20 protein-coding genes and 5 tRNA genes are annotated in these 26,027 nt (G+C 61.3%); 4 read left to right on the top strand and 21 right to left on the bottom strand.

Annotated features, from left to right (window positions below; genetic code table 11):
• Nucleotides 1–73: 73 nt before the first annotated feature.
• From rpoC to AC3WG5_RS07960, 18 genes are all read right to left on the bottom strand, one after another.
• On the bottom strand, nucleotides 74–4,267 hold the full coding sequence (rpoC, locus tag AC3WG5_RS08045) for a DNA-directed RNA polymerase subunit beta' (RefSeq protein ID WP_482583364.1): 4,194 nt from the start codon (nucleotides 4,265–4,267) through the stop codon (nucleotides 74–76).
• Nucleotides 4,268–4,327: 60 nt separating this feature from the next.
• Nucleotides 4,328–8,503: a DNA-directed RNA polymerase subunit beta gene (rpoB, locus tag AC3WG5_RS08040; RefSeq protein ID WP_492568356.1), complete on the bottom strand. Its 4,176-nt coding sequence runs from the start codon at nucleotides 8,501–8,503 to the stop codon at nucleotides 4,328–4,330.
• A 157-nt stretch (nucleotides 8,504–8,660) separates the two neighbouring features.
• Nucleotides 8,661–9,032 (bottom strand): 50S ribosomal protein L7/L12, encoded by a 372-nt coding sequence (gene rplL / locus AC3WG5_RS08035; protein ID WP_008955885.1) that lies wholly within the window; start codon nucleotides 9,030–9,032, stop codon nucleotides 8,661–8,663.
• Between the two features lie 36 nt (nucleotides 9,033–9,068).
• Entirely contained in the window at nucleotides 9,069–9,566 is a 498-nt protein-coding gene (gene rplJ, locus AC3WG5_RS08030; RefSeq protein WP_008955884.1) for a 50S ribosomal protein L10, read from the bottom strand.
• Nucleotides 9,567–9,652: 86 nt separating this feature from the next.
• Nucleotides 9,653–9,727: transfer RNA gene (locus AC3WG5_RS08025), tRNA-Thr, on the bottom strand.
• Between the two features lie 161 nt (nucleotides 9,728–9,888).
• Nucleotides 9,889–10,584 carry a 50S ribosomal protein L1 gene (gene rplA / locus AC3WG5_RS08020; protein ID WP_008955883.1) on the bottom strand — a complete coding sequence of 232 codons (696 nt, stop codon included), beginning with the start codon at nucleotides 10,582–10,584 and terminating at the stop codon, nucleotides 9,889–9,891.
• Complete coding sequence (gene rplK, locus AC3WG5_RS08015; RefSeq protein WP_008955882.1) at nucleotides 10,584–11,015, bottom strand: 50S ribosomal protein L11; 432 nt, start codon at nucleotides 11,013–11,015, stop codon at nucleotides 10,584–10,586. Before rplK ends, rplA begins: the two co-directional genes overlap by 1 nt.
• A 99-nt stretch (nucleotides 11,016–11,114) precedes the next feature.
• Nucleotides 11,115–11,648: a transcription termination/antitermination protein NusG gene (nusG, locus tag AC3WG5_RS08010; protein WP_008955881.1), complete on the bottom strand. Its 534-nt coding sequence runs from the start codon at nucleotides 11,646–11,648 to the stop codon at nucleotides 11,115–11,117.
• A 2-nt stretch (nucleotides 11,649–11,650) separates the two neighbouring features.
• Complete coding sequence (gene secE / locus AC3WG5_RS08005) at nucleotides 11,651–12,004, bottom strand: preprotein translocase subunit SecE (RefSeq protein WP_008955880.1); 354 nt, start codon at nucleotides 12,002–12,004, stop codon at nucleotides 11,651–11,653.
• A gap of 68 nt (nucleotides 12,005–12,072) precedes the next feature.
• Nucleotides 12,073–12,148: transfer RNA gene (locus AC3WG5_RS08000), tRNA-Trp, on the bottom strand.
• 14 nt (nucleotides 12,149–12,162) lie between these two features.
• Nucleotides 12,163–13,353 carry an elongation factor Tu gene (gene tuf / locus AC3WG5_RS07995; RefSeq protein WP_008955879.1) on the bottom strand — a complete coding sequence of 397 codons (1,191 nt, stop codon included), beginning with the start codon at nucleotides 13,351–13,353 and terminating at the stop codon, nucleotides 12,163–12,165.
• A gap of 36 nt (nucleotides 13,354–13,389) precedes the next feature.
• Nucleotides 13,390–13,464 (bottom strand) — tRNA-Thr (locus AC3WG5_RS07990).
• A gap of 22 nt (nucleotides 13,465–13,486) precedes the next feature.
• Nucleotides 13,487–13,560 (bottom strand) — tRNA-Gly (locus AC3WG5_RS07985).
• A 55-nt stretch (nucleotides 13,561–13,615) separates the two neighbouring features.
• Nucleotides 13,616–13,700 (bottom strand) — tRNA-Tyr (locus AC3WG5_RS07980).
• Nucleotides 13,701–13,852: 152 nt separating this feature from the next.
• Nucleotides 13,853–14,104 (bottom strand): YfhL family 4Fe-4S dicluster ferredoxin, encoded by a 252-nt coding sequence (locus tag AC3WG5_RS07975; protein ID WP_008955878.1) that lies wholly within the window; start codon nucleotides 14,102–14,104, stop codon nucleotides 13,853–13,855.
• A 101-nt stretch (nucleotides 14,105–14,205) separates the two neighbouring features.
• Nucleotides 14,206–14,766: a 16S rRNA (guanine(966)-N(2))-methyltransferase RsmD gene (gene rsmD, locus AC3WG5_RS07970; RefSeq protein WP_492568354.1), complete on the bottom strand. Its 561-nt coding sequence runs from the start codon at nucleotides 14,764–14,766 to the stop codon at nucleotides 14,206–14,208.
• A 212-nt stretch (nucleotides 14,767–14,978) separates the two neighbouring features.
• Nucleotides 14,979–16,298 carry a M16 family metallopeptidase gene (locus AC3WG5_RS07965; protein ID WP_492568353.1) on the bottom strand — a complete coding sequence of 440 codons (1,320 nt, stop codon included), beginning with the start codon at nucleotides 16,296–16,298 and terminating at the stop codon, nucleotides 14,979–14,981.
• Nucleotides 16,288–17,658, bottom strand: a complete 1,371-nt coding sequence (locus tag AC3WG5_RS07960) for a M16 family metallopeptidase (protein WP_492568352.1) — start codon at nucleotides 17,656–17,658, stop codon at nucleotides 16,288–16,290. The genes AC3WG5_RS07965 and AC3WG5_RS07960 overlap by 11 nt, the downstream gene beginning before the upstream one ends.
• A gap of 72 nt (nucleotides 17,659–17,730) precedes the next feature.
• Here AC3WG5_RS07960 and ftsY point away from each other — a divergent pair, with 72 nt between their 5' ends.
• The 4 genes from ftsY (at nucleotide 17,731) to rpoH (ending at nucleotide 21,587) form a co-directional block, all read left to right on the top strand.
• On the top strand, nucleotides 17,731–18,807 hold the full coding sequence (gene ftsY, locus AC3WG5_RS07955) for a signal recognition particle-docking protein FtsY (protein ID WP_492568351.1): 1,077 nt from the start codon (nucleotides 17,731–17,733) through the stop codon (nucleotides 18,805–18,807).
• Between the two features lie 225 nt (nucleotides 18,808–19,032).
• The gene (gene ftsE, locus AC3WG5_RS07950) at nucleotides 19,033–19,686 is read left to right on the top strand and encodes a cell division ATP-binding protein FtsE (RefSeq protein WP_492568350.1); all 654 of its coding nucleotides are present in this window, start codon (nucleotides 19,033–19,035) and stop codon (nucleotides 19,684–19,686) included.
• A complete protein-coding gene (gene ftsX / locus AC3WG5_RS07945) occupies nucleotides 19,683–20,591 on the top strand; it encodes a permease-like cell division protein FtsX (RefSeq protein WP_482583370.1) in 909 nt (302 codons plus the stop codon). Before ftsE ends, ftsX begins: the two co-directional genes overlap by 4 nt.
• Before the next feature lie 132 nt (nucleotides 20,592–20,723).
• Entirely contained in the window at nucleotides 20,724–21,587 is an 864-nt protein-coding gene (rpoH, locus tag AC3WG5_RS07940) for an RNA polymerase sigma factor RpoH (protein WP_482583371.1), read from the top strand.
• A 190-nt stretch (nucleotides 21,588–21,777) separates the two neighbouring features.
• Here rpoH and AC3WG5_RS07935 read toward each other — a convergent pair whose 3' ends face one another.
• From AC3WG5_RS07935 to AC3WG5_RS07925, 3 genes are all read right to left on the bottom strand, one after another.
• Entirely contained in the window at nucleotides 21,778–23,559 is a 1,782-nt protein-coding gene (locus AC3WG5_RS07935) for a PglL family O-oligosaccharyltransferase (protein ID WP_492568349.1), read from the bottom strand.
• 101 nt (nucleotides 23,560–23,660) lie between these two features.
• Nucleotides 23,661–25,382 (bottom strand): PglL family O-oligosaccharyltransferase, encoded by a 1,722-nt coding sequence (locus AC3WG5_RS07930; RefSeq protein WP_482583374.1) that lies wholly within the window; start codon nucleotides 25,380–25,382, stop codon nucleotides 23,661–23,663.
• Between the two features lie 163 nt (nucleotides 25,383–25,545).
• Entirely contained in the window at nucleotides 25,546–25,986 is a 441-nt protein-coding gene (locus tag AC3WG5_RS07925; protein WP_482583375.1) for a pilin, read from the bottom strand.
• Nucleotides 25,987–26,027: the final 41 nt, after the last annotated feature.

Genomic DNA, 26,027 nt, shown 5'->3' with positions numbered 1-26,027 from the left:
GAAAAGACGCTGCCTTCCAACGTTAACCGTTGAAAGGACAGCGTTTTTTCAACACTTCAGCAACAGCAGGCGATTACTCGTTGCCTTCGAGCGTCTCCATTTGCGGTTCCAGCAGCTGCTGGTCGGCCCCGCCCTCGCCGCCCGGCGCATGACGGCGACGGTTGCGGTGGTAGGCCAGACCGGTACCGGCCGGAATCAGACGACCGACGATCACGTTTTCCTTCAGGCCACGCAGGTCGTCCTTCTTGCCCATGATCGCCGCTTCGGTCAGCACGCGCGTGGTTTCCTGGAACGACGCTGCCGAGATGAAGGAGTCGGTCGACAGCGAGGCCTTGGTGATACCCAACAGCACGTTGTCGTAATGCGCCGGTTCCTTGCCTTCGGCCAACATCTCGTCGTTCTTCGCCAGTACTTCAGCACGCTCGACCTGCTCGCCCTGGATGAAGTCGGTATCGCCCGAATCGGTGATGACGACGCGACGCAGCATCTGGCGAATGATCACCTCGATGTGCTTGTCGTTAATCTTCACACCCTGCAGACGATACACTTCCTGCACTTCCTGGACGATGTAGCGCGCCAGGGCCTCGATACCCTGCAGGCGCAGGATGTCGTGCGGATCGACGGCACCGTCGACGATCAGTTCGCCGCGGTTCACCACCTGACCATCGTGCACCAGGACGTGCTTGTCTTTCGGGATCAGGCTCTCGAAGCCGTTGCCGTCCAGATCCGTAATGATCAGGCGCTGCTTGCCCTTGGTGTCCTTACCGAACGACACGGTACCGGTGACTTCGGCCAGCATGCCGGCGTCCTTCGGCGAACGCGCTTCGAACAGCTCGGCCACACGCGGCAGACCACCGGTAATGTCGCGAGTCTTGGTCGATTCCTGCGGGATACGCGCCAGTACCTCGCCCTTGCCCACTTCCTGACCGTCGCGCACGGTAATGATGGCACCCACCTGGAAGGTGATCGAGACCGACGAATCGGAACCGGCGAGCTTCACTTCGTTGCCGAACTCGTCGAGCAGCTTCACCAGCGGACGCAGCATCTTGGACTGCGAACCAGCGCGGCGCTTCGGATCGATCACCACCAGCGTCGACAGGCCAGTTACTTCATCGGTCTGCTTGGCGACGGTGTTGCCCTCTTCCACGTTCTCGAACTTCACGCGGCCGGCATACTCGGTGATGATCGGACGGGTGTGCGGGTCCCACGTGGCCAGTACGGCGCCGGCCTTGATCACCATGCCGTCGTTGACCAGCAGCGTGGCACCGTACGGCACCTTGTGACGCTCGCGCTCGCGGCCGATATCGTCGTGGATCACCACTTCGCCGGAGCGGGTGATGACGATCAGCTCGCCCTTATTGTTGGCCACGTAGCGCATCTGGCTGGAGAAGCGCACGGTACCGTTGGACTTACCTTCCACCTGGCTGGCCGCGGCCGAACGCGATGCCGCACCACCGATGTGGAAGGTACGCATGGTCAGCTGGGTACCCGGTTCACCGATCGACTGGGCGGCGATCACACCGACTGCCTCGCCGGCGTTGACGCGCTTGCCGCGCGCCAGATCGCGACCGTAGCACTTGGCGCACAGACCGTAGCGGGTGTCGCAGGTGATGGCGGTACGCACCTTGACTTCGTCGATGCCCAGGCTATCGATCATTTCGACCAGATACTCGTCGAGCAGCGTGCCGGCTTCGATCACGGTCTCGCTGGTGGACGGATCGACTACGTCGCTGGCGGTAACGCGGCCGAGAATACGGTCGCGCAGCGCTTCGATCACGTCACCGCCCTGCAATACCGCCTTCATCACAAAGCCGTTGGTGGTGCCGCAATCGTCCTCAATCACCACCAGATCCTGCGTCACGTCGACCAGACGACGAGTCAGGTAACCGGAGTTGGCGGTCTTCAACGCGGTATCCGCCAGACCCTTACGGGCACCGTGGGTCGAGATGAAGTACTGCAGTACCGTCAGACCTTCGCGGAAGTTGGCAGTAATCGGCGTTTCGATAATCGAACCGTCCGGTTTCGCCATCAGGCCCCGCATACCGGCCAGCTGCTTGATCTGTGCCGCGGAACCCCGGGCACCGGAGTCGGCCATCATGTAAATAGAGTTGAAGGACTCCTGGTCGACTTCCTTGCCTTCCTTGTCCAGCACTTTCTGGGTGGAGAGGTCGTCCATCATCGCCTTGGCGATCTTGTCGCCGGTACGACCCCAGATGTCCACGACCTTGTTGTAGCGTTCGCCGTTGGTCACCAGACCTTGACGATACTGCTCTTCAATTTCTTTCACTTCCTTCTGGGCTTCGCCCAGCAGCTCGACCTTCTTGGCCGGGATCTGCATGTCGTCGACGCAGATCGAGATGCCGCCGCGGGTGGAGAAAGCGAAACCGGTGTACATCAGCTGGTCGGCGAAGATTACCGTGTCGCGGATGCCGCAACGACGGAACGAAGCGTTGATCAGCTTCGAGATTTCTTTCTTCTTCAGCGCCTTGTTGATGTGTTCGAACGGCAGGCCCTTTGGCAGGATGTCCGACAGCAGCGCGCGGCCGACGGTGGTGTCGTAGCGCTTGATCACCGGCTGGAACTCGCCCTGCTCGTCCTTTTCCCACTCGCGCAGACGCACGGTGATGCGGGTAGCCAGCTCAACCTGGCGGGTTTCGTAGGCGCGGTGCACTTCCTTGGTGTCGGCAAACACCATGCCTTCGCCCTTGCCGTTCACCTTGTCGCGGGTCATGTAGTACAGACCCAGCACGATATCCTGCGACGGCACGATGATCGGCTCGCCGTTGGCCGGCGACAGCACGTTGTTGGTGGCCAGCATCAGGGTGCGGGCTTCCATCTGTGCTTCCAGCGACAGCGGCACGTGAACGGCCATCTGGTCACCGTCGAAGTCGGCGTTGAACGCCGCGCAGACCAGCGGGTGCAGCTGGATCGCCTTGCCTTCGATCAGCACCGGCTCGAACGCCTGGATACCCAGACGGTGCAGCGTCGGCGCACGGTTCAGCAATACCGGATGTTCGCGGATGACGTCTTCGAGGATGTCCCAGACTTCCGGCACTTCCTGCTCAACCAGCTTCTTGGCGGCCTTGATGGTGGAGGCCAAGCCCAGTACTTCCAGCTTGTGGAAGATGAACGGCTTGAACAGTTCCAGTGCCATCTTCTTCGGCAGACCGCACTGGTGGAGACGCAGGGTCGGACCCACGGTAATCACGGAACGACCGGAATAGTCGACGCGCTTACCCAGCAGGTTCTGACGGAAGCGACCGCCCTTACCCTTGATCATGTCGGCCAGCGACTTCAGCGGACGCTTGTTAGCACCGGTCATGGCCTTGCCGCGACGACCGTTGTCGAGCAGCGAGTCAACCGATTCCTGCAGCATGCGCTTCTCGTTACGCACGATGATGTCCGGCGCGCGCAGTTCCAGCAGACGCTTCAGACGGTTGTTACGGTTGATGACACGGCGATACAGATCGTTCAGGTCGGAAGTGGCGAAACGGCCACCGTCCAGCGGTACCAGCGGACGCAGTTCCGGCGGCAGCACCGGCAGCACTTCCAGAATCATCCATTCCGGCTTCATGCCGGAACGCAAGAAGGCCTCCAGCACTTTCAGGCGCTTGGCGATCTTCTTGATCTTGGTGTCGGAACTGGTGGCCTCGAGCTCGCGGCGCAGGGTCTCGATCTCGTTGTTCAGGTCCAGGCTGCGCAGCAGTTCGCGCACGGCCTCGGCGCCCATCATGGCCTTGAAGTCGTCGCCGTACTGGTCTTCCTTGTCGAGGAAGTCTTCCTCCGTCAGCAACTGGCCGCGCTGCATCGGGGTCATGCCCGGGTCGGTGACCACGAAGCCTTCGAAGTACAGAACGCGTTCGATGTCGCGCAGGGTCATGTCGAGCACCATGCCCAGGCGGGACGGCAGGCTCTTCAGGAACCAGATGTGTGCGGTCGGGCTGGCCAGTTCGATGTGGCCCATGCGCTCGCGGCGCACCTTGGACAGGGTGACTTCAACGCCGCACTTCTCGCAGATCACGCCGCGATGCTTGAGACGCTTGTACTTGCCGCACAGGCATTCGTAGTCCTTCACCGGCCCGAAGATGCGGGCGCAGAACAGCCCGTCGCGTTCCGGCTTGAAGGTACGATAGTTGATGGTTTCAGGCTTCTTGACCTCACCGTAGGACCAGGAACGGATCTTGTCCGGTGAAGCGATGCCGATCTTAATCGCATCAAACTCTTCTTCTTGCGTAACTTGCTTAAAGAGGTCGAGCAGAGCTTTCATTGCGTCTCCAGTCAGGAGACCGCGCTTCGGCCAAGGTTGGCCGAAGCGCGGCAATCCTAATTAATAACGTTCCAGGTCGATGTCGAGGCCGAGGGAGCGGATTTCCTTCACCAGCACGTTGAAGGACTCCGGCATGCCGGCGTCGATCTTGTGCTCGCCCTTGACGATGTTCTCGTACACCTTGGTACGACCGGTCACGTCGTCGGACTTCACGGTCAGCATTTCCTGCAGGGTGTAGGCGGCGCCGTAGGCTTCCAGCGCCCACACTTCCATCTCACCGAAGCGCTGGCCACCGAACTGCGCCTTACCACCCAGCGGCTGCTGGGTCACCAGCGAGTACGGACCGGTGGAACGGGCATGCATCTTGTCGTCGACCAGGTGATGCAGCTTCAGGTAGTGCATCACGCCGACCGTGACCTTGCGGTCGAAGGCTTCGCCGGAGCGGCCGTCGAACAGCGTCATCTGCGTCTTCGATTCGTTGAAGTCCAGCAGATCGGTCTGCGGGTCCTCGTCCGGATAGGCCAGATCCAGCATCATCTTGATCTCGGCTTCCTTGGCACCGTCGAACACCGGCGTGGCGAACGGCATGCCCTTGGCCAGGTTGCTCGCCAAGTCGAGGATTTCCTCGTCGCTCATGGCGGCGATCTCTTCCGGCTTGCCGGTCTGGTTATAGACGCGCTCCAGGTAACCACGAATGTCGGCCACGGCACGCTGCGACTGCAGCATGCGGTTGACCTGCTCGCCGATACCCTTGCCGGCCCAGCCCAGGTGCACTTCCAGGATCTGACCGATGTTCATACGCGACGGTACGCCCAGCGGGTTCAGCACGATGTCGACCGGACGGCCATCGCCCATGTACGGCATGTCTTCCACCGGCAGGATGCGCGATACCACACCCTTGTTACCGTGACGACCGGCCATCTTGTCACCGGCCTGCAGGCGGCGCTTCACGGCCAGGTAAACCTTGACCATCTTCTGCACGCCCGGCGGCAGCTCGTCACCCTGGGTCAGCTTGCGCTTCTTGTCTTCGAACTTGAGGTCGAATTCTTCACGCTTCTGCGCCAGGCTTTCCTTGATCAGCTCGAGCTGCTTGGCGATGTCTTCGTCGGCCATGCGGATGTCGAACCAGTCGTGCTTGGACGGCAGGCCGTCCAGATATTCGCGATCGATCGCGGTGCCCTTGGCCAGACGCTTCGGACCACCGTTGGCGACCTTGCCCATGATCAGGCGTTCGATACGGCTGAAGGCGTCGTTGTCGAAAATACGCAGCTGGTCGTTCAGGTCGAGGCGGTAGCGCTTCAGTTCGGCGTCGATGATCGACTGCGCACGCTTGTCGCGCTCAATACCTTCGCGGGTGAATACCTGTACGTCGATCACGGTGCCGGTCATGCCGGTCGGCACGCGCAGCGAGGTATCCTTCACGTCGGACGCCTTCTCGCCGAAAATCGCGCGCAGCAGCTTCTCTTCCGGCGTCAGCTGGGTTTCGCCCTTCGGCGTTACCTTGCCCACCAGCACGTCGCCGGCTTCCACTTCGGCGCCGATGTAGACGATGCCGGAATCATCCAGACGGCCGGCCATGCGCTCGGACAGGTTCGGGATGTCGCGGGTGATTTCTTCCGGCCCCAGCTTGGTGTCTCGCGCGACGACCGACAGCTCTTCGATGTGGATCGAGGTGTAGCGGTCTTCGGCCACCACCTTCTCCGAGATCAGGATCGAATCCTCGAAGTTGTAGCCGTTCCACGGCATGAAGGCGATGGTCATGTTCTGACCCAACGCCAGTTCGCCGAGGTCGGTCGAAGCACCATCGGCCACCACATCGCCGCGAGCGATCTTGTCGCCCATCTTCACCACCGGGCGCTGGTTGATGTTGGTGTTCTGGTTGGAGCGCGTGAACTTGGTGAGGTTGTAGATATCCACACCGACTTCACCGGCCAGGGCCTCTTCGTCGTTGACGCGGACCACGATACGGTTGGCATCGACGTAGTCGACCACGCCACCACGGCGCGCCACCACGGTGGTGCCCGAGTCGACCGCCACCGAGCGCTCGATGCCGGTGCCGACGAACGGCTTCTCCGGGCGCAGGCACGGCACGGCCTGACGCTGCATGTTGGCGCCCATCAGGGCACGGTTGGCGTCATCGTGTTCGAGGAACGGAATCAGCGAGGCCGCGACCGACACCACCTGACCGGTGGCCACGTCCATGTACTGCACGCGGTCCGGCGTCGCCAGAATGGTTTCCCCCTTCTCGCGGCAAGTCACCAGTTCGTCGATCAGCGTACCGTCGCTGTCCAGCTCGGCGTTGGCCTGGGCGATGACGTAACGGCCTTCCTCGATCGCCGACAGGTAATCGATTTCCATCGTCACCTTGCCGTCGATCACCTTGCGGTACGGGGTTTCCAGGAAGCCGAACTCGTTGGTACGGGCATAGACCGACAGCGAGTTGATCAGACCGATGTTCGGACCTTCCGGCGTTTCGATCGGGCACACACGGCCGTAGTGGGTCGGGTGTACGTCGCGCACTTCGAAGCCAGCGCGTTCGCGGGTCAGACCGCCCGGGCCCAGGGCCGAAACGCGGCGCTTGTGGGTGATTTCCGACAGCGGGTTGGTCTGGTCCATGAACTGCGACAGCTGCGACGAGCCGAAGAACTCCTTGATCGCGGCCGACACCGGCTTGGCGTTGATCAGGTCGTGCGGCATCAGGTTGTCGGACTCGGCCTGGTTCAGGCGCTCCTTGACCGCACGCTCGACACGCACCAGACCGGCGCGGAACTGGTTCTCGGCCAGTTCACCCACCGAACGCACGCGACGGTTACCCAGGTGATCGATATCGTCCACCTCGCCACGGCCGTTCTTCAGTTCGCACAGGATGGCGATCACCGACACGATGTCTTCGGTGGTCAGCGTGGCGTCGGCCACGTCGCGACGCTCGGCGAACTTCTCACCGATCAACGTCTTGAACCACTCCGGGGTCTTGTCGTCGAACTTGTACTGATAAGTGCGGGTGTTGAACTTCATCCGGCCCACGCGCGACAGATCGTAGGTGTCCGGGCTAAAGAACAGGCGCTGGAACAGCTGCTCGACAGCGTCTTCGGTCGGCGGTTCGCCCGGGCGCATCATGCGGTAGATCGCTACGCGCGCCTGCAGCCGATCCTGGATGTCGTCCACGCGCAACGTCTGCGCAATGTAGGAGCCCTGGTCCAGGTCGTTGGTGAACAGAACGTCAACCTGCGGAATCTCGGCGAGTGCCAGCTTGGCCAGTATCTCTTCGCTGATTTCCTCGTTGGCACGGGCAATCACTTCGCCACTGTCGGTATTCACCACGGCGCGTGCCAGCATCTTGCCCAACAGCGCATCGGACGGTACTTCGATACGGTCGAGGTTGGCCGCGACGATGTCGCGGATATGCTTGGCGGTGATGCGCTTGTCCTTGGCGACGATCAGCTTGCCGTCCGGCGCCACGATATCGAATTTGGCTACTTCACCCTTGAGGCGGTCCGCCACCACTTTCATGTGGACGCCGTCGTTGCCGAGATAGAAGGTATCGGTATTGTAGAACTCGGAGAGAATCTGCTCTTCGTTGTAGCCCAGCGCCTTCAGCAGGATGGTCACCGGCATCTTGCGGCGACGGTCGATACGGAAGTACAGGTGATCCTTCGGATCGAATTCGAAATCGAGCCAGGAGCCACGGTAAGGAATCACGCGTGCCGAGAACAGCAGCTTACCCGAGGAATGCGTCTTGCCGCGGTCGTGCTCGAAGAACACGCCCGGGGAACGGTGCAGCTGGGAGACGATAACCCGCTCGGTACCGTTGATGATGAAGGACCCGTTAGTGGTCATGAGCGGAATTTCGCCCATGTAAACTTCATTCTCGCGCACCTCCTTCACCACCGGTTTGGAGGACTCCTTGTCCAGGATAGTCAGGCGAATACGCGCGCGCAACGGCGACGCGTAGGTGATGCCGCGCAGCTGGCACTCCTGAACATCGAACGGGGGCTCACCAAGAATATAGTGTGCGAAATCCAGACGGGCATAGCCGTTGTGGCTCACGATCGGGAAAATCGAATTGAATGCCGCCTGCAGCCCAGCCTCCTTGCGCTGGTCGATAGGCACGCCCAGCTGGAGGAATTCGGTGTACGAATCGATCTGGGTCGCCAACAGGAATGGGACATCGAGAACACTGTCGCGTTTCGCAAAGCTCTTACGAATACGCTTCTTCTCAGTAAACGAATAACTCATAGAGTCTCCATCGAGATGGGGTGGCGCAAGAAATCAAAAGTCAGCAGCCACGCACGCATTGATTGCTGGCTTTTACTTTCTTCGTGTCGGCCAATCACAAGCGCAATAAGGCTGGCGGATTTCTCCGCCAGCCTCACTCATCTTCCGGTCAGGAAGATTACTTCACTTCAGCCTTAGCACCGGCTTCGGTCAGCTGCTTCAGCACTTCTTCGGCTTCAGCCTTGGATACGCCTTCCTTCACAGCCTTCGGAGCGCCGTCTACCAGATCCTTGGCTTCTTTCAGGCCCAGACCGGTGATAGCACGTACAACCTTGATCACGTTGACCTTGTTGTCGCCAGCAGCGGACAGGATCACGTCGAATTCGGTCTTCTCTTCAGCAGCGGCAGCGCCGCCAGCAGCCGGGCCGGCAACGGCAACGGCAGCAGCGGAAACGCCGAACTTCTCTTCGAACGCCTTAACCAGGTCGTTCAGTTCCATAACGGTCAGGGCGCCAACGGCCTCGAGGATGTCTTCTTTGGTAATTGCCATGTGAAATTCTCCTGAATTCGGAATAAGTCAGATTGATTAAGCCGCCTCGGCTTGCTTCTTCTCGGCAAGGGCTGCCAGGCCGCGGGCGAAGCCGGCCATCGGAGCTTGCAGAACGTAGAGAAGCTTGCTGAGCAGTTCTTCGCGACTCGGGATCGAGGCCAGCTCAGCTACCTGAGCGGCGTCCAGCACCTTGCCATCGTAAGAACCTGCCTTGATGACGATTTTGTCATCTTGCTTGGCGAACTGTTGCAGCACCTTGGCAGCAGCAACCGGGTCAGCCGAAATACCGTACACGAGCGGACCGACCATCTGGTCAGCCAGGCCCGCGAAGGCGGTGTCGGCCACGGCGCGACGCACCAGCGTGTTCTTCAGAACGCGCAGATACACACCGTTCTCACGTGCTTTCGCACGGAGTTGGGTCATGCTACCAACCTCGATGCCACGATATTCGGCGATAACGAGGGTCTGGGCATCTACCAGTTGGGCAGACACTTCGGCCACTACCGCCTTTTTATCTTCAAGATTGAGACTCAAGGTCTAGCTCCTAGTCTGAAATGAAGCGGCGAACCGCTCCGCTTTGCAGCGGCGACCTGTTCAGGAGACACAGCAGAACTATCTGATGGTGCCCATGGGCGGAATTGAACCGCCGACCTCTCCCTTACCAAGGGAGTGCTCTACCCCTGAGCTACATGGGCCCGTAAGACGTTTTGACAGCCTTCTACTCGGGCACACCGTCTGCGCAGGATGTCTTGCGACGATTAAGCCTTGCGGCTCCTACGGTCTTTGACAATCCGGCGGGCGAAACGCCCGCCGGCCCAAAGTCATGGCAAACCCAGAGGTTTGCCGCACCATCGCATTAAGCGTTGACGGTGCTGGTATCTACGCGCACACCAACACCCATGGTGCTGGATACGGCGATTTTCCGCAGGTACAGGCCCTTGGAAGCAGCCGGCTTGGCTTTCACCAGGGCGTCGACCAGAGCGGACAGGTTTTCACGCAGGGCTTCGGCTTCGAAGGAAGCACGGCCGATGGTAGCGTGAATGATACCTGCCTTGTCGGTACGGTACTGAACCTGACCGGCCTTGGCGTTCTTCACGGCTTCGGCAACGTTCGGGGTCACGGTACCCACCTTCGGGTTCGGCATCAGGCCGCGCGGACCGAGGATCTGACCCAGTTGACCGACCACGCGCATCGCATCCGGAGAAGCGATAACAACGTCGAAGTCCAGCTGACCAGCCTTGATTTGCTCGGCCAGATCGTCGAAACCGACGATTTCAGCACCGGCAGCCTTGGCGGCTTCGGCGTTGGCGCCTTGAGCAAACACGGCAACACGCACCGACTTACCGGTACCGCGCGGCAGCACCACGGAGCCGCGCACGACCTGGTCGGATTTACGCGGATCCACACCCAGGTTCACGGCGATGTCGATCGACTCGTCGAACTTGGCGGTAGCCGCTTCTTTTACCAGCGACAGAGCTTCGTCAACAGCGTACAGCTTGTTGGCGTCGATCTTGGCATTCAGAGCCTTCAGGCGCTTGGAAACCTTAGCCATTACACACCCTCCACTTTCAGACCCATGGAACGAGCGGAACCGGCGATGGTGCGCACGGCAGCATCCAGATCGGCAGCGGTCAGGTCCGGGGACTTGGTCTTGGCGATCTCTTCCAGCTGGGCGCGAGTAACGGTACCCACCTTGTCGGTATGCGGCTTCGGGCTACCCTTCTGGATACCAGCGGCCTTCTTCAGCAGGATGGTTGCCGGCGGAGTCTTCATCACGAAGGTGAAGGACTTATCCGCGTAGGCAGTGATCACAACCGGAATCGGCAGACCCGGCTCGACGCCTTGAGTCTGGGCGTTGAACGCCTTGCAGAATTCCATGATGTTCAGACCACGCTGACCCAGCGCCGGACCGATCGGCGGCGACGGGTTGGCTTTACCAGCGGGCACTTGCAGCTTGATATAGCCGACAATCTTCTTTGCCACGATTTAGCTCCTAATACGGGTAGTAACGCAGGCGAGGCGCCCGCTTCCCAGACGAAAGGGCATGATTATACATGCCCTCCAACAAACTGCCAAGCAGAATTACAGCTTTTCTACCTGGTTGAAATCCAGCTCAACCGGTGTTTCACGCCCGAAGATCTGCACCGAAACGCGAATCTTGTTGCGCTCGTAGTTCACCTCATCGACCGAACCATTGAAGTCGTTGAACGGCCCATCGATGACTCGCACCCTCTCGCCGACCTCGAACAACACCTTCGGCTTCGGCTTTTCCACGCCCTCCTGCATTTGCTGCATGATCGACTCGACTTCCTTCTTGGAAATCGGAGCCGGGCGGTTGGCGGTACCACCAACGAAGCCGGTGACTTTCGGCGTGCTCTTCACCAGATGCCAGGTTTCATCGGTCATTTCCATTTCGACCAGCACGTAGCCAGGGAAGAATTTGCGCTCCGAGATGGACTTGCGGCCATTCTTGACGTCAACCACTTCCTCTACCGGCACCAGCACCTGACCGAACAGGTCAGCTACCTCGGAGCGCTCGATACGCTCTCGCAGCGCCTTCTGCACGCTCTTTTCAAAACCCGAATAGGCATGCACCACATACCAACGCTTAGCCATTATTAACCTCGACCGAGAAGCACGTCATAGAACAGCCAGGACAACCCCGAGTCGACCAGCCACATGAATAACGCCAGGATCAATACGAACACGAACACCAGGCCCGTCATCTGCAGGGCCTCCTTGCGTGTCGGCCATACCACCTTGCGACCTTCCGCCACCGACTCCTGGGCGTAGCCGACGAAGGCCTTGCCGGTCGCCGAAGTCCACACCACGGCAGCCGCCGCAGCCAGACTGACCACAAAGGCCAGCACCCGCAGCACACCCTGGGTTTCCGGAATCATGTAAAAGCCAACAATACCGACAGCGACGATCAGCCCTGCCAGTGCCAGCTTGATTTTGTCTTGCATTTCCATGTGCGGGATTTTCTCTGCGTGAATGCGACAAAAGACCAACCGGCGCGCAAGCGCCGGCTGGTCTTAATTGGCAGGCCAGGAGGGTCTCGAACCCCCAACCCTCGGTTTTGGAGACCGATACTCTACCAATTGAGCTACTGGCCTAAAACCTTTTCAGATCAAGCGATGATCTTGGCAACGACGCCGGCGCCGACGGTACGGCCACCTTCGCGGATGGCGAAGCGCAGACCTTCTTCCATGGCGATCGGAGCGATCAGTTCCACGGTGATTTCCACGTTGTCACCCGGCATTACCATTTCCACGCCTTCGGCCAGGCTAACAGCGCCGGTCACGTCGGTGGTGCGGAAGTAGAACTGCGGACGGTAGTTGGCGAAGAACGGGGTGTGACGGCCACCTTCTTCTTTGCTCAGTACGTAGACCGAAGCAGAGAACTTGGTGTGCGGGGTGATCGAGCCCGGCTTGGCCAGAACCTGACCACGCTCGACGTCTTCACGCTTGGTGCCGCGCAGCAGCACGCCGACGTTGTCACCAGCCTGACCCTGGTCCAGCAGCTTGCGGAACATTTCCACGCCGGTGCAGGTGGTCTTCGCGGTGGCCTTCAGGCCCACGATTTCCAGTTCTTCACCGACCTTGACGATGCCGCGCTCAACACGACCGGTCACCACGGTGCCACGGCCGGAGATCGAGAACACGTCTTCGATCGGCAGCAGGAACGGCTTGTCAACAGCACGTTCCGGGGTCGGGATGTAGCTGTCCAGCGCGTCGGCCAGACGGAAGATCGACGGTTCGCCGTATTCCGACTGGTCGCCTTCCAGCGCCAGACGAGCGGAGCCGATGATGATCGGGGTGTCGTCGCCCGGGAAGTCGTAGGACGACAGCAGGTCGCGCACTTCCATTTCCACCAGTTCCAGCAGCTCGGCGTCGTCCACCAGGTCAGCCTTGTTCAGGTAGACGATGATGTACGGTACACCTACCTGACGGGACAGCAGGATGTGTTCGCGGGTTTGCGGCATCGGACCGTCAGCGGCCGAGCACACCAGGATCGCGCCATCCATCTGGGCAGCGCCGGTGATCATGTTCTTCACATAGTCGGCGTGGCCCGGGCAGTCTACGTGGGCGTAGTGGCGGTTTTCGGTTTCGTATTCTACGTGCGCGGTATTGATGGTAATACCACGAGCCTTTTCTTCCGGCGCGCTATCGATCTGGGAGTAGTCTTTGGCTTCGCCACCGAACTTCTTCGACAGAATGGTGGTGATAGCGGCGGTCAGCGTAGTTTTACCATGGTCAACGTGACCGATGGTGCCGACGTTTACGTGCGGTTTAGTCCGCGCAAACTTTTCCTTAGCCATGGCAAAATTTCCTGAATCCGAAACAAATTAAGCGGGTGGTGCCCATGGGCAGAATTGAACTGCCGACCTCTCCCTTACCAAGGGAGTGCTCTACCCCTGAGCTACATGGGCCCTAAAACTGACATATAACGTCTGGAGCGGGTGAAGGGAATCGAACCCTCGTCGTAAGCTTGGAAGGCTTCTGCTCTACCATTGAGCTACACCCGCCCATCACGATCACGGACGACTTTACTACACGCCGCCAAGACGTTTAAAAGTATTCTGGTGGAGGGAGAAGGATTCGAACCTTCGAAGGCAGAGCCGTCAGATTTACAGTCTGATCCCTTTGACCGCTCGGGAATCCCTCCTGAAAGAGACCCGAATATTATAGACAGCCCCGAAGGCCGTCAACACCTTTTTTGAAAAAACTGCATTTTCTTGCGAATAAAAAACCGAAGGGTCCGGCAGCATGATTTGCCACCGAACCCTTCTCTTTTCGCATCAGGCACTTAGCGTCGCATCAGGCCTTGCCGCTGATACGTAGATACTTCTGATACAGTTCGTCCTGCGTTTCCTGGCGGTTCGGATCCAGCGGAATGCAGTCGACCGGACAGACCTGCTGGCACTGCGGTTCGTCGTAATGGCCAACGCACTGGGTACACAGGTTGGGGTCGATCTCGTAGATTTCCTCGCCCTGCGAGATGGCGTTGTTCGGGCACTCCGGCTCACAGACGTCGCAGTTGATGCACTCGTCAGTAATCATCAAAGACATAGTATTTTCCTCAAGTATTTCATGTTTGAATTCTGTCACCCGGCTTGCCGGCCCGCAAGTCCTCACTGTTATATGGATATAGCGAGCTCCGGCGCGGCGGGCTACAGGCTTGCTTCTGGCCGGTCCCGCCCGAGCAGCCCGTAATGGACCAGGCCGGCGCGGCCTTCTTTTATCCGTTGCCAGCCGTCGAGTCCGGGCCAACTGGCCGCCTCGACGTAGACTCGCGCATCGTCAGCGAGCACGGCGGGCAGCAGCGGCAGGATTTGCTCGAGCAGCTCGGAACGGTAGGGTGGATCGAGAAACACCAGGTCGAAGCGCTCGCGACAGCTTTTGAGGTAATGCAGCGCATCCATCACCACGACCTCGACCGACTGCGCCGTGAGCAGCTGGCGATTGGCCTTGAGGCTGTCGGCGACCTTGCGCGATTTTTCCACCATGACCACGCGCCGCGCCCGGCGCGAGGCGGCTTCGAAACCCAACGCGCCGCTGCCGGCGAACAGATCGAGGCAGTTGAGCCCGTCCAGTTCCTGTCCAAGCCAGTTGAACAGGGTTTCGCGCACGCGGTCGGGGGTTGGCCGAAGGCCTTCGGCGTCGGGGAACGACAATTGCCGGCGACGGTAGTCGCCACCGATGATCCGAACTTGGTTTCTGGCTTGACTCATGGTAAAGCGGTAAAAAAATCAAGGCGCAGAGTTTACCGTGATCCGGTGCTCGGCGCCTTAATTTTAATCAGTTAACCGCTGCGTGGACGATCAAGGGACGACATCGCCAACCGGCAAGGACTGGGTCCCGGTCTCGATCGACACAGCCGGCGGCACCCACAGCGCCCCTGCCCCGGCCGTGCGCAGGCGGGAGCAGCCACGTTGGGCAACGGTCAGGAATTCGGCCCGACGATGACCGTCGTCATTTGCTCGGGGTGGATGCGGCGTCGCCAGGCATCGCGTACTTGTTCTGGCGTGACCGCCGCGACGTGCTTCACGTAATCGTCGAGGAAAGTCAGCGGCAACTGGTACAAACCGATCACGCCGAGATAGCCCAGCAGCTTGCCGTTGCTATCGAAGCGCAAGGGGAAGCCTCCGATGATGTTGGCCTTGGCCTGCTCCAGCTCGGCCGCGCTCGGCCCCTCCTCGATGAACTGTTGCAGCGTGTCACGCGTGACCTTGAGGGCAGTCGCGGCCTGGTCGTTGCGGGTGGAGAGCCCGATAGCGAATTCGCCGGCGCACTGATACGGGCTGAAGTTGCTGCTGACGCCATAGGTGAGGCCGCGCTTGTCGCGCACTTCCTTCATCAGCCGGGCGTCGAAACCGCCGCCGCCCAGCACGTAATTGCCGACCAGCAGGGGGAAGTAATCCGGATCGTCACGGGTGATCACCGGCATGCCCAGCGCCATGTGGGTCTGCGTTCCGGGATGAGTCAGCTTGACCGTCTTGCCGGCGGGCGGTAATGCCACCTGCGGCATGGTGGGCAGGCTGCCCGGGCGGTTGGCGAGCCCGGCAAGCAGTTCTTCGGCCAACCTTTCCGCTTCCGCCCGGCTCAGGTCGCCGACGATCGACACCACGGCGTAGCGCGGCTGGTAGTGGCTGCGCCAGAACGCCATCAGGTCGGCGCGAGTGATCGATTTGAGCGATGCGGCGGACACCCGGGCGTTGATGCCGTAGGGATGCTGCGGGTACATCAGCCGGGTCAGCTCGCGCTGCGCCAGGAAACCGGCGTCGTTTTCTTCCTGCCGCAGGTTTTCGATGGTGCGCGCCTTTTCCCGCTCGAGGATGGCCGCGGGGAAAACGGGCCGGGCCAGTACGTCCGCCGCCAGCGCCACCGCTTGTTCGCGCACCGCCGGACGCGCCAGGGTGCGCAGCGTGATGCCGGCCCCCTCGAGTTCGGCGAATGCCGACAGCGACGAGGCGGTATCGGCCAGTGCTTCGCGCAACTGTTCTTCGCTGCGCTTGGCGGTGCCGGCGTCGAGCAGGCTGGCGGTCATATCGCTGACGCCGGGCTTGGCCGGGTCTTCGCGTCGGTTGCCGGCGTCGAACTCGACGCGCAGGTCGACGATGGGGTTGGCATGGGCCTCGACGAAGTAGACGCGGGCACCTCGGGCGCTGTTCCAGTGCTGGATGGTCACCGCCTGCGCCATGCCACTAAGCAGCATGGAGGCGGCCAGCCAGCCGATCACGCTTTTGCGCAGTTTAACGGACATGAGTCTGATCCCCTTGTAGCATGGCCGCCGTACGCGGCGTCTCTCCCTGCTGCGGCAATAGCGTCACGACAGTCAGATGGTCGTCGACCAACGTGCGGGCGGCCTCTTGCACCTGCCGCGCTCTGACCTTGGCGATATTGGCGTCGATGGTGGCGTCGTCGCGCCAGGAGAAGCCGATGCTTTCCAGGTTGCCGATCCGCATGGCCTGGGCAAACATCGAATCCTTTTCGTAGATGCGCCCGGCCTGCAGCTGCAGTCGCACGCGTTCCAGCTCGCGTTCGCTGACACCGTCGCGGGCGATATGGGCGATTTCCTGGCGCAGGGCCTGTTCCAGTTGCGCCAGGGTCTTGCCCTGGGCCGGCACCCCGCTGAGCGTGAACAGGGCCCCGCCGCGCCCGAGCATGTCGTAGTCGGCCGACACCTCGGTGGCGACGCGCTGCTCGCGCACCAGGCGGCGCGGCAGGCGCGACGCGGCCTGGCCGTCGAGAATCGCCGACAACATATATAAGGCGTACGGCCGCTGCGCATCGACCTTCTCCAGCCGCGGCACCTGCCACGCCAGCGTCAGGGAGGGCAGCGGCGACACCGCCTTGACGCTGACCCGGCGCCCGCCCTTCTGTTCCGGCTCGAGCTGCGGCCGGCGCTCGGGCAGCGCCACCGGCTTGAGCGGGCCGAACTGGCGGCGCGCCTCGGCGATCACCGCCTGCGGATCGACGTCGCCCACCACCACCAGCGTGGCGTTGTTCGGGCCGTACCAGTGGTGGTACCACTGGCGCAGGTCGTCCGGCTTCATGTGATCGAGGTCGTCCATCCAGCCGATCACCGGGTAGCGCACCGGGCTGGCGACGAAGGCGTTGGCGAACAGGGTTTCGGCCATGATGCCGGCCGGCTGGTCGTCGGTGCGCATGCGCCGCTCTTCCTTCACCACCTGCAATTCGCTGGTGAAATCGCTGTCCTTGAACGACAGGTTGTGCATGCGATCCGCCTCCAGCTTGAGCGCCAGCGGCAGCTTGTCGGCGGCCAGCTGCTGGAAGTAGACGGTGTAGTCGCGCGAGGTGAAGGCGTTGTCCTTCCCCCCGGCCTGGGCAATGAGGCGGCTGAATTCGCCGGCCGGCACCGTCGGCGTGCCTTTGAACATCATGTGTTCCAGCAGGTGCGACAGCCCGGTGCGACCGTTGACCTCGTCCACACTGCCGACGCGGTACCACAACTGCGATACCGCCACCGGCGCGCGCTCGTCGCGCTGCACCACGATTTTCATGCCGTTATCGAGCACGGCCTCGACGGGTTCGGCCGAAACCACGCCGCACACCCCGAGAAACACCACGCCCGCAACAGTCGAGAGGGTTCTAGAAATCACGGAATCTGCCCTATGCCTGATTTGAGGATACAATTTGGTCCATCCGATGCCATAAGTTGACTACAGCCCAGCATGTTTAGTTTCTTCAAGAAGAAGTCTGCGCCGCCAGCCACCCCGGCCAGCAGTGAAACACCCGCCACCAACACCACCGCCATCGCCGAGCCCCACATCGCCGATGCCCCCTCTACCCCCGAAACCGCCGTCATCGCGCCAGTCGTGGCCGAGGCCGTTCCGCCGAAAAAACCGAGCTGGACCGAGCGGCTCAAGGCCGGCCTGTCGAAAACCCGCGACAAGCTCGGCAAGTCGCTGGCCGGCCTGTTCGGCGGCGGCAAGATCGACGAGGACCTGTACGACGAACTAGAGACGGTGCTGTTGACCGCCGACATGGGCGTCGACGCCACCCTGCACCTGCTCAAGGACGTGCGCGAGCGCGTCTCGCTCCGGGGCCTGAAGGATGCCGCCGAACTGAAGGGGGCGCTGAAGGACTCGTTGAACGACTTGATCGGTCCGCTGGAGCAGCCGCTCGACATCGCCGGTCGCAAACCCTATGTCATCATGATGGCGGGCGTCAACGGCGCTGGCAAGACCACCAGCATCGGCAAGTTGGCCAAGTACTTCCAGTCGCAGGGCAAGTCGGTGCTGCTGGCCGCCGGCGACACCTTCCGCGCCGCCGCGCGCGAGCAGCTGATCGCCTGGGGCGAGCGCAATAACGTCACCGTGATCGCCCAGCAGAGCGGCGACTCGGCCGCGGTCTGTTTCGACGCCATCAAGGCGGCGCAGGCGCGCGGCATCGACATCGTGCTGGCCGACACCGCCGGGCGCCTGCCGACGCAGCTGCACCTGATGGAAGAGATCAAGAAGGTGAAGCGGGTGATCCAGAAGGCCCTGCCGGAAGCGCCACACGAGGTGATGCTGGTGCTGGACGCCAACATCGGCCAGAACGCCATCAACCAGGTGAAGGTGTTCGACGAGGCACTCGGCCTGACCGGGCTGATCCTGACCAAGCTCGACGGCACCGCCAAGGGCGGGGTGATCGCCGCCATCGCCAAGCAGAACCCGGTGCCACTGCGCTTCGTCGGCGTCGGCGAAAGCATCGACGACCTGCGTCCGTTCAATGCCAAGGACTACGTTGACGCACTGTTCGACTGAGAGCCGCTCCATCGGGCGGCTCCGGCCTGGCATCGTGAGTGCCGGCGGACCGCGTGCGCCTCTTCCGATGCGCGCGGCGAGGCGGAATCCTGACGTATCCCGTGGCCATTCCGCTTCCCGCGCACCGGCAACACTCACCCTGCCCTGGCTTGCTCGCCGGCTGGAATGGCTCTGTATCCAGCCTGGCTTTGGCCAATTAATCTATCCGCAAGGGGACTCTTTCGCATGATCCAGTTCGACCAGGTCACCAAGCGCTACCCCGGGGGTAACGAGGCCCTGAAGAATCTCTCGTTTGCCATCGACAGCGGCGAAATGGTGTTCCTGGCCGGCCACTCCGGTGCCGGCAAATCCACCCTGCTCAAGCTGATCTCCGGCATCGAACGCGCCACCAGCGGCGGCGTGCTGGTCAACGGCCAGAACCTCAGCAAGCTGCGTCCGAGCCAGCTGCCCTACGTGCGCCAGCACATCGGTCTGGTGTTCCAGGATCACAAGATCCTGTTCGACCGCCCGGTGTTCGACAACGTCATGCTGCCGCTCAACATCATCGGTTTCGACCGGCGCGATGCCGCCAAACGCGTGCGCGCCGCGCTCGACAAGGTCGGTCTGCTGGGTAAGGAGAAGTCGATGCCGATCCACCTCTCCGGTGGCGAACAGCAACGGCTGTGCATCGCCCGCGCCGTGGTGCATCGCCCGTCCATCCTGCTCGCCGACGAGCCTTCGGCCAACCTCGACCGCGCCTACGCGCTCGACATCATGGAATTGTTCAAGTCGTTCCACCAGGTCGGCGTCACCGTGGTGATCTCGGCCCACGACGAGACGCTGATGGAAGACTACGGACGCCGCATCATCCGCCTGAGAGAAGGACAGTTCGCCGCATGAAGCACTTTCTCTACCTGCACTTCTTGAGCGCCCGCCAGGCGCTGGTCAAAATCCTGCGCCAGCCGTTCGGCAGCCTGCTCAGCCTGCTGATGCTGTCGGTGGCGCTGGCGCTGCCGCTGGCACTGTACCTCGGCATCGAGAGCACCCAGGCCTGGGTCGGCAAGCTCACCGCCACACCGCAGATTTCGCTGTTCATGGAACTGTCGGCCGAGGACGCCGACCTCGCCGCGGTGAAAAGCTCGCTCGCCGGCAACCCCAAGGTGAAATCGGTCAGCTTCGTCAGCAAGGCCGAGGCGCTGGCCGGGCTGGAAAAGCGCAACGGCCTCGACGGCCTGGCGGCCGACCTGGACAGCAACCCGCTGCCGGACGCCTTCGTGGTTACCCCGGTGACGCTCGAGCCCGGCGAGCTGGAAATGCTGCAGAAGGAGCTGTCGGGCCTGCCGATGGTCGAGTCCGCCCAGTTCGACGCCAGCTGGGCCAAGCGCCTCTACGGCATGGTCGAACTAGTGCGCCACCTGACCTTGTTTCTCGGCGCCGCGCTCGGCCTCGCCCTGGTGCTGGTAACGCACAACACCATCCGCATGCAGATTCTGGCGCACCGCGACGAGATCGAGGTGTCGAAGCTGATCGGCGCCAGCGACAACTTCATCCGCCGCCCCTTCCTCTACCACGCCTTGTGGCAGGGCATCCTGGCCGGGCTGATCGCCTGGGGGCTGACCAGCTGGCTGGTGGCCACGGCCAACCCGGCGGTACGCGAATTCGCCCAGCTCTACAACGAACGGCTGGAACTGCGCACGCTGACACCGTTCGAACTGCTGGCCATGCTCGCCGCCACCGGCATACTGGCGATGCTCGGCGCACGGCTGGCGTCCAATCATCACCTGCGTCAGATCGAGCCGCACTAGGCGTCCATCGCCGCGAAAGAAGCCGGCTATCGGGTCGATTGAAAAATACATCGCCACTGGAACTTTTTGCTGCTGGCACTCGACCAATGCGAGTGCTAGCATTGCACTACCCATCAAGGAGGTAGTTAATCCATGACCGCAACGTTCGCCTTGCCCGTCCCCTCGTCCAGCGGCAGCCTGGAGCAGTACATCCAGATCGTGAACAGCGTGCCGCTGTTGAGTGCAGAAGAAGAGAACGAGCTGGCCAACCGCCTGCATGCCCAGAACGATCTGGAGGCGGCCAAAAAGCTGGTGCTGTCGCATCTGCGCGTGGTGGTATCGATTGCCCGCGGCTACGCCGGCTACGGCCTGCCGCAAGCCGACCTGATCCAGGAAGGCAATATCGGCCTGATGAAGGCGGTGAAACGCTTCGAGCCGAACCGCGGCGTACGCCTGTTCTCCTTCGCCGTACACTGGATCAAGGCCGAAATACACGAATTCATCCTGCGTAACTGGCGCCTGGTGCGTGTCGCCACCACCAAGCCGCAGCGCAAGCTGTTCTTCAACCTGCGCAGCATGAAGAAAAGCTTTGCCGCGCTGACCGACAGCGAAGCGCGCGTCATCGCCGACGACCTCGGCGTCAAGCCGGAAGAAGTGCGGGAGATGGAAACCCGCATGAGCGGCCAGGACGTGGCCCTGCTGGCCGACGACAACGACGACGAGGGCTTTGCCCCGATCGACTGGCTGGCCGACTCCGACCACGAGCCGACGCGCCAGCTGGAGAAGAAAGCCTTCGACCACCTGCAGACCGCCGGGTTGGAGCAGGCCCTCTCCTCGCTCGACGCCCGCAGCCGCCGCATCATCGAAGCGCGCTGGCTGGCCGACGACAGTGGCGCCACGCTGCACGAACTGGCCGCCGAGTTCGGCGTCTCGGCCGAGCGTATCCGCCAGATCGAGGCCAAGGCACTGACCAAGATGAAAGCCGCGCTGAGCGAGCGGGCCACCATCGAGGCCTGAAGCTCCTGATCATGGAACACGACAACGCCCCGCGATGCGGGGCGTTTTGCTTGTCACGGCGTAAATCGGGGTAGTAGCCCGTAGGATGGGGGAAGACGTTTGCGCCGTGCCCCATCAAACCATGAGATGCAGTGACGAGTTACGCGACGCTCCGCACTTCGTACCCAGCCCCCCCTGCGAAGCCGCCGCTTCAGCGGTATTGCGGGGGCAGCTTTTGCCGCGCCGCCTCGGTGACCCGCCTCAGCCCGGCCCAGGCGGGCTCACGCGGATCGAGTTCGCTCAGGAACGAGGGAGCGTAGGTGGGGAACGACGCCAGCGCTGAACCGAGCGTCACCTCGGCAGCGCCTTCGTCCCCCGCCAGCGCCTCCAGTTGGGCCTTCTTGAGCAACACGTCCGGATAGGGACGGAACGCCGCCAGCCGTGTCAGCCAGCGCCGCTTTTGCGGCAGCTGCTCGCGCGTCGGCTGCAGGTAATTGTCCAGCGTGTTGAGTGCGTGGAAGGCGAACAGCGGTTCGGTCTCGACGATCTCAGCCAACCGCGCCATGCGTGTTTCGTTGGCCTTGGCGTTGGCCTGCGGCGTATACAGCCCAAGCAGTTCGTCGTAGCGGGTCAGCCCCGTCAGCGACAACCAGCCCAATGCCGCCACCCCCAGCCACAGCGGCAACCTTGCCGGGCGCGGCAGGCGGGCACCCGGTCCCGGCGCCAGCGCCACGAAGATCACCAGCACGGCGAGGAAGTACAGGTACCACAACGGGTATTCCAGCAGGCTGTGGATCAGCGTCACCGTCATGCCGCCCAGCGGCAGAACGTGTTCCAGTTCGGCCCGCTCTCGGAAATACGGCCACACCGCCCAGACAAAGCCCCCCAACACCAGCAGCGTCACCAGCCCGCCCATCTCCGCCAACAGCTGCAGCACCAGGTTATGGGCATTGGTGAACAACCCGCTATTGAAGCCGGCCGCGGCAAACTGCGGCAGCGGCTGCAACCGCACGCTCTCGGCGGCGAACTGCGACCAGCCCACGCCCCACAGCGGATGCGAGCTGAACACCAGCCAGGCCTTGTGCATCTCGGCGAAGCGGCGTGAGCCCATGCTGTCGCCGTTGGCCGCCAGCCGCTCCAGCCCCGAGGCCCCGCCCACACTTTCATGACTCAGCAGCGACACCAGCTGGTTCACCCACGGCAGCAGGAACTGCGCCGCCAGGATCACTATGCAACTGATCCACAGCACGTTGCGCAGACGCCGCGAAGCCGTGTCGCCGATACGCCAGTGCCAGACCAGCGCCAACACCGACAGCGCCAGCAGGTAGAGCAGGATGGTGCGCGAGCCGGCCCAGGCCAGCAACAGCGCCAGCCATGCCACCAGCCCCCACAGCCAGCGTGCCGGCAATTTCCCGGCGGCGTGCAGATAACACCCCGCCAGCACGCCCCACATCAGGTAATGGGCGAACTGGTTGCGCTGGCCGATGTGGCCGAAGATGTTGCTGGTCGGATGGGCGTGGTCGTAGAACAGCAGCCCCCCTGTGGCTTCGGCCAGCCCGGTCAGTTGCGCCATGCCGATCAGCGACTGGAGCAGCGCCCCGGCCAGCAAGGCCCAGGCCAGCCAGACGGTCAGCTCACGTTGGCCGAAGTGCTCACGCAACGCCAGCACGACACAAGCCAGCAAGGCCATGCACGCCCAGGCCAGCGCCGTGGCCCAGTTCATGCCGGGGAACAGCACCGGCGCCAGCCACGGCTGCAACCCCCAGCACAGCGCCGCCAGCAAAGCCCACCAGGCCGCGCGCGGCACGCGACCGAACAAGGCAGGCTGCCCGGGCAGCAACAGCACCGCCGCCAGCACGGTCAGCCAGACCACGTTGATCTCCCCCCACCACTGCGGCAAGGGCACGTAGTGGAAGCGCGAGGCGAACGGCACGATGGCGATCAGGCAGACACTCAGCAGGGCGAGCCGGGGAAACAGTCGGGAAGAAAGCATGGGGGTCGGGTCAGTGAACACAAGCGCGCAGCATAGCGCAAAGCGGCGGGGAAGGAAAAAGCCGGGAAGGAAGCCCGGCTTTGGCGCAGTACTGAAGCAATTCAGAACAGTGGCTGGCGATACTCAGCTTTAGACACTGCGCTGGCAGCAGCGGCGGCACCGCCTTGACGGTAGGCGACCAATGCCCTGTCCACCATGTTCTTCAGGGGTACATATTCGGGTTCCGTTGAACTGGAAAGCATCAGATTCGCTTTTCCTGCCAGATCGGGAAAAGCCGCCAGAGCCATTGACATTGTTGCCTGTGCTTTGCCGGGTTGTTGGTCCAAAGCTTCGAGCATAGCCAGTTTAACTAGCACCTCAAAGTAGGGCCGGTAATGAGCCATTTCGCTGAACAGCATCAATTGAGTTGGCAACTGCTGCCGCGACGGGACTAGATAATTGCTTAGAACCAGATCGACATCAGTGGCCCAAAGCGGATTTTGCCGGTAGGGAATCAGCTGGCGCATACGGGCATTATCTTCGTCCTCCATACCTGAAGGTACTTGCCAGTACACCAATCGCCAGAACATCGGCACCCCTGTAACCCCATACACTATGGCACCCAAGCAAATGGAAAGCACAAGTACATTTCGGATCAAGGGGCGGATGGTAATTTGCAGAGTCCTTCCCGGGGCCAGACTTAAAACGATGGCAAAGCCAGTTAGAAAAGGCATATACCAAAGCGGGTATTCAAACAGGGAATGACCGAGAGTGATCATCACGATACCGCTCAGCAGCAAATTATCGGGAGTCGCCTCCTCCTTGTGCAGATAGGGACATAGACAGTACAGCAGAATAGCAGAGGCCCCCAGCAATCCGATCCAGCCAGTTTCCGCCATCAGTTGGAAAATCAAACTGTGGGAGTGCGTGAACAACGCACTTTCCACAACCTTGGGATAGCCACCATAAGCTTCGTACCACGTACTTTGCCAAGCATAGCTGCCAAACCCTGCGCCGAATAACGGATGAGCCTGTAGCACCTGCCAAGCCTTACTCCACTCAATACGGCGCCTAGCCCCAAAGCCAGCATCCAACAGACGGTCAGCCCCGCTAACAACTTGGATATCTGCACCCGATGAGCGAATAAGTCCTACTAATTCGTGATTAAACAACTGGGCCAGCATAATCAGCAGCGTGGCCGCGATCAACGTTAGGGCAAAGCGCTGAACGGTTTGATCCAGGCGGGCCCGGAGCCACCAAAGTCCAGCAAGCAAAACAAAACCACCAGCATAAGCCAGCACCAGGCGGGATCCAGACCATGCCATCAACAAGGAAAGGAAGGCCAATGCTGGTAGCCCAATTGTTCCATGCAGACGTTTGCACGCCACTAAGTAGCAACCAGCCAGCATCCCCCACCCCAGGAAATGCGCAAACAGATTACGCTGGGCGATATTGCCGAAAGGGACCATAGAGCCTGGCTGATTGGGATAATAGAACACATAACCTTGACCCAAACTGGCAACACCAAACATTTGAAGCAGGCCAAGCGTCGCTTGAGTCAATGCGGCCAGCAGCAAACCCCATGCAAGCAGCAGCAGAAATTGCTGCCTGCCGTGTCGCAGTGCTTCGCTATATGCCAAGCACCCTCCTGCAAAGGCCATGACCAGGAAGCCAGATGCCTTCATTGCCAGTAGAAGACCTCCCTGATGGCTACCCGCTGGCAACAATATCGCCACCACCAGCCAGCCCAAGGCCAATACAAGCGCCAATGGAAATCCTGCTGGCACAGCCTCTGCCTGTGGCAACAGAAAACGTACCAACCACGCTAGAGCAATCAATACCATGCAGGTGGTATCAGTCCACCAGTCAGGCAGGGGGCTATAGTGCAACCAGCTGAATAGTGGCAACACAATGGCCAGAACAAGCAGTAGCGTTGGCAGTCTTTGCACGGAGTTCCCCAAATAAAAAAAGAGGGTGCCTAGCACCCTCTTTTCAATAAAGACAGTCTTAGCTGCGGCAAGACGAAGGCATGTATTTGTTGTTGGCGCTGTCTGCCGGGGCACACAGCCAAGTCAGTTTTTCAGACGGCACCGTACCCGCGCTGATGGCAGCACCGCTGGCCTGCGGCGTCAGGCTGAACACGATGTTCTTGACCGCCGAAGTCATGGTAACGGTAATAACCCCGGTCGTGCTCGCTACAGCAATAGACTGAGTATTGGCGGTCGCGCCCCCGAAGGAATAGCCCTGCCCAAGGTCGGCAGATCCGTTTGCCGAGTTCTCAGCCACGGTAACTTTAGCCGACGAGGCCATTTCCAGACCTTCCGAAACCTTGGAACGAACAACGTAATCCTGATACGCCGGAATTGCCAAAGCGGCCAAAATACCGATGATCGCGACCACGATCATCAGTTCGATCAGGGTAAAGCCCTGCTGCATGGATTTGTTCATGGTTGAACCCCCAAGTTTGTTGAATATCAAGGCCGACATCG

The organism is Pseudogulbenkiania sp. FW507-F1, from assembly GCF_058781125.1.
This window is presented reverse-complemented; position numbering and strand designations above follow the sequence as displayed.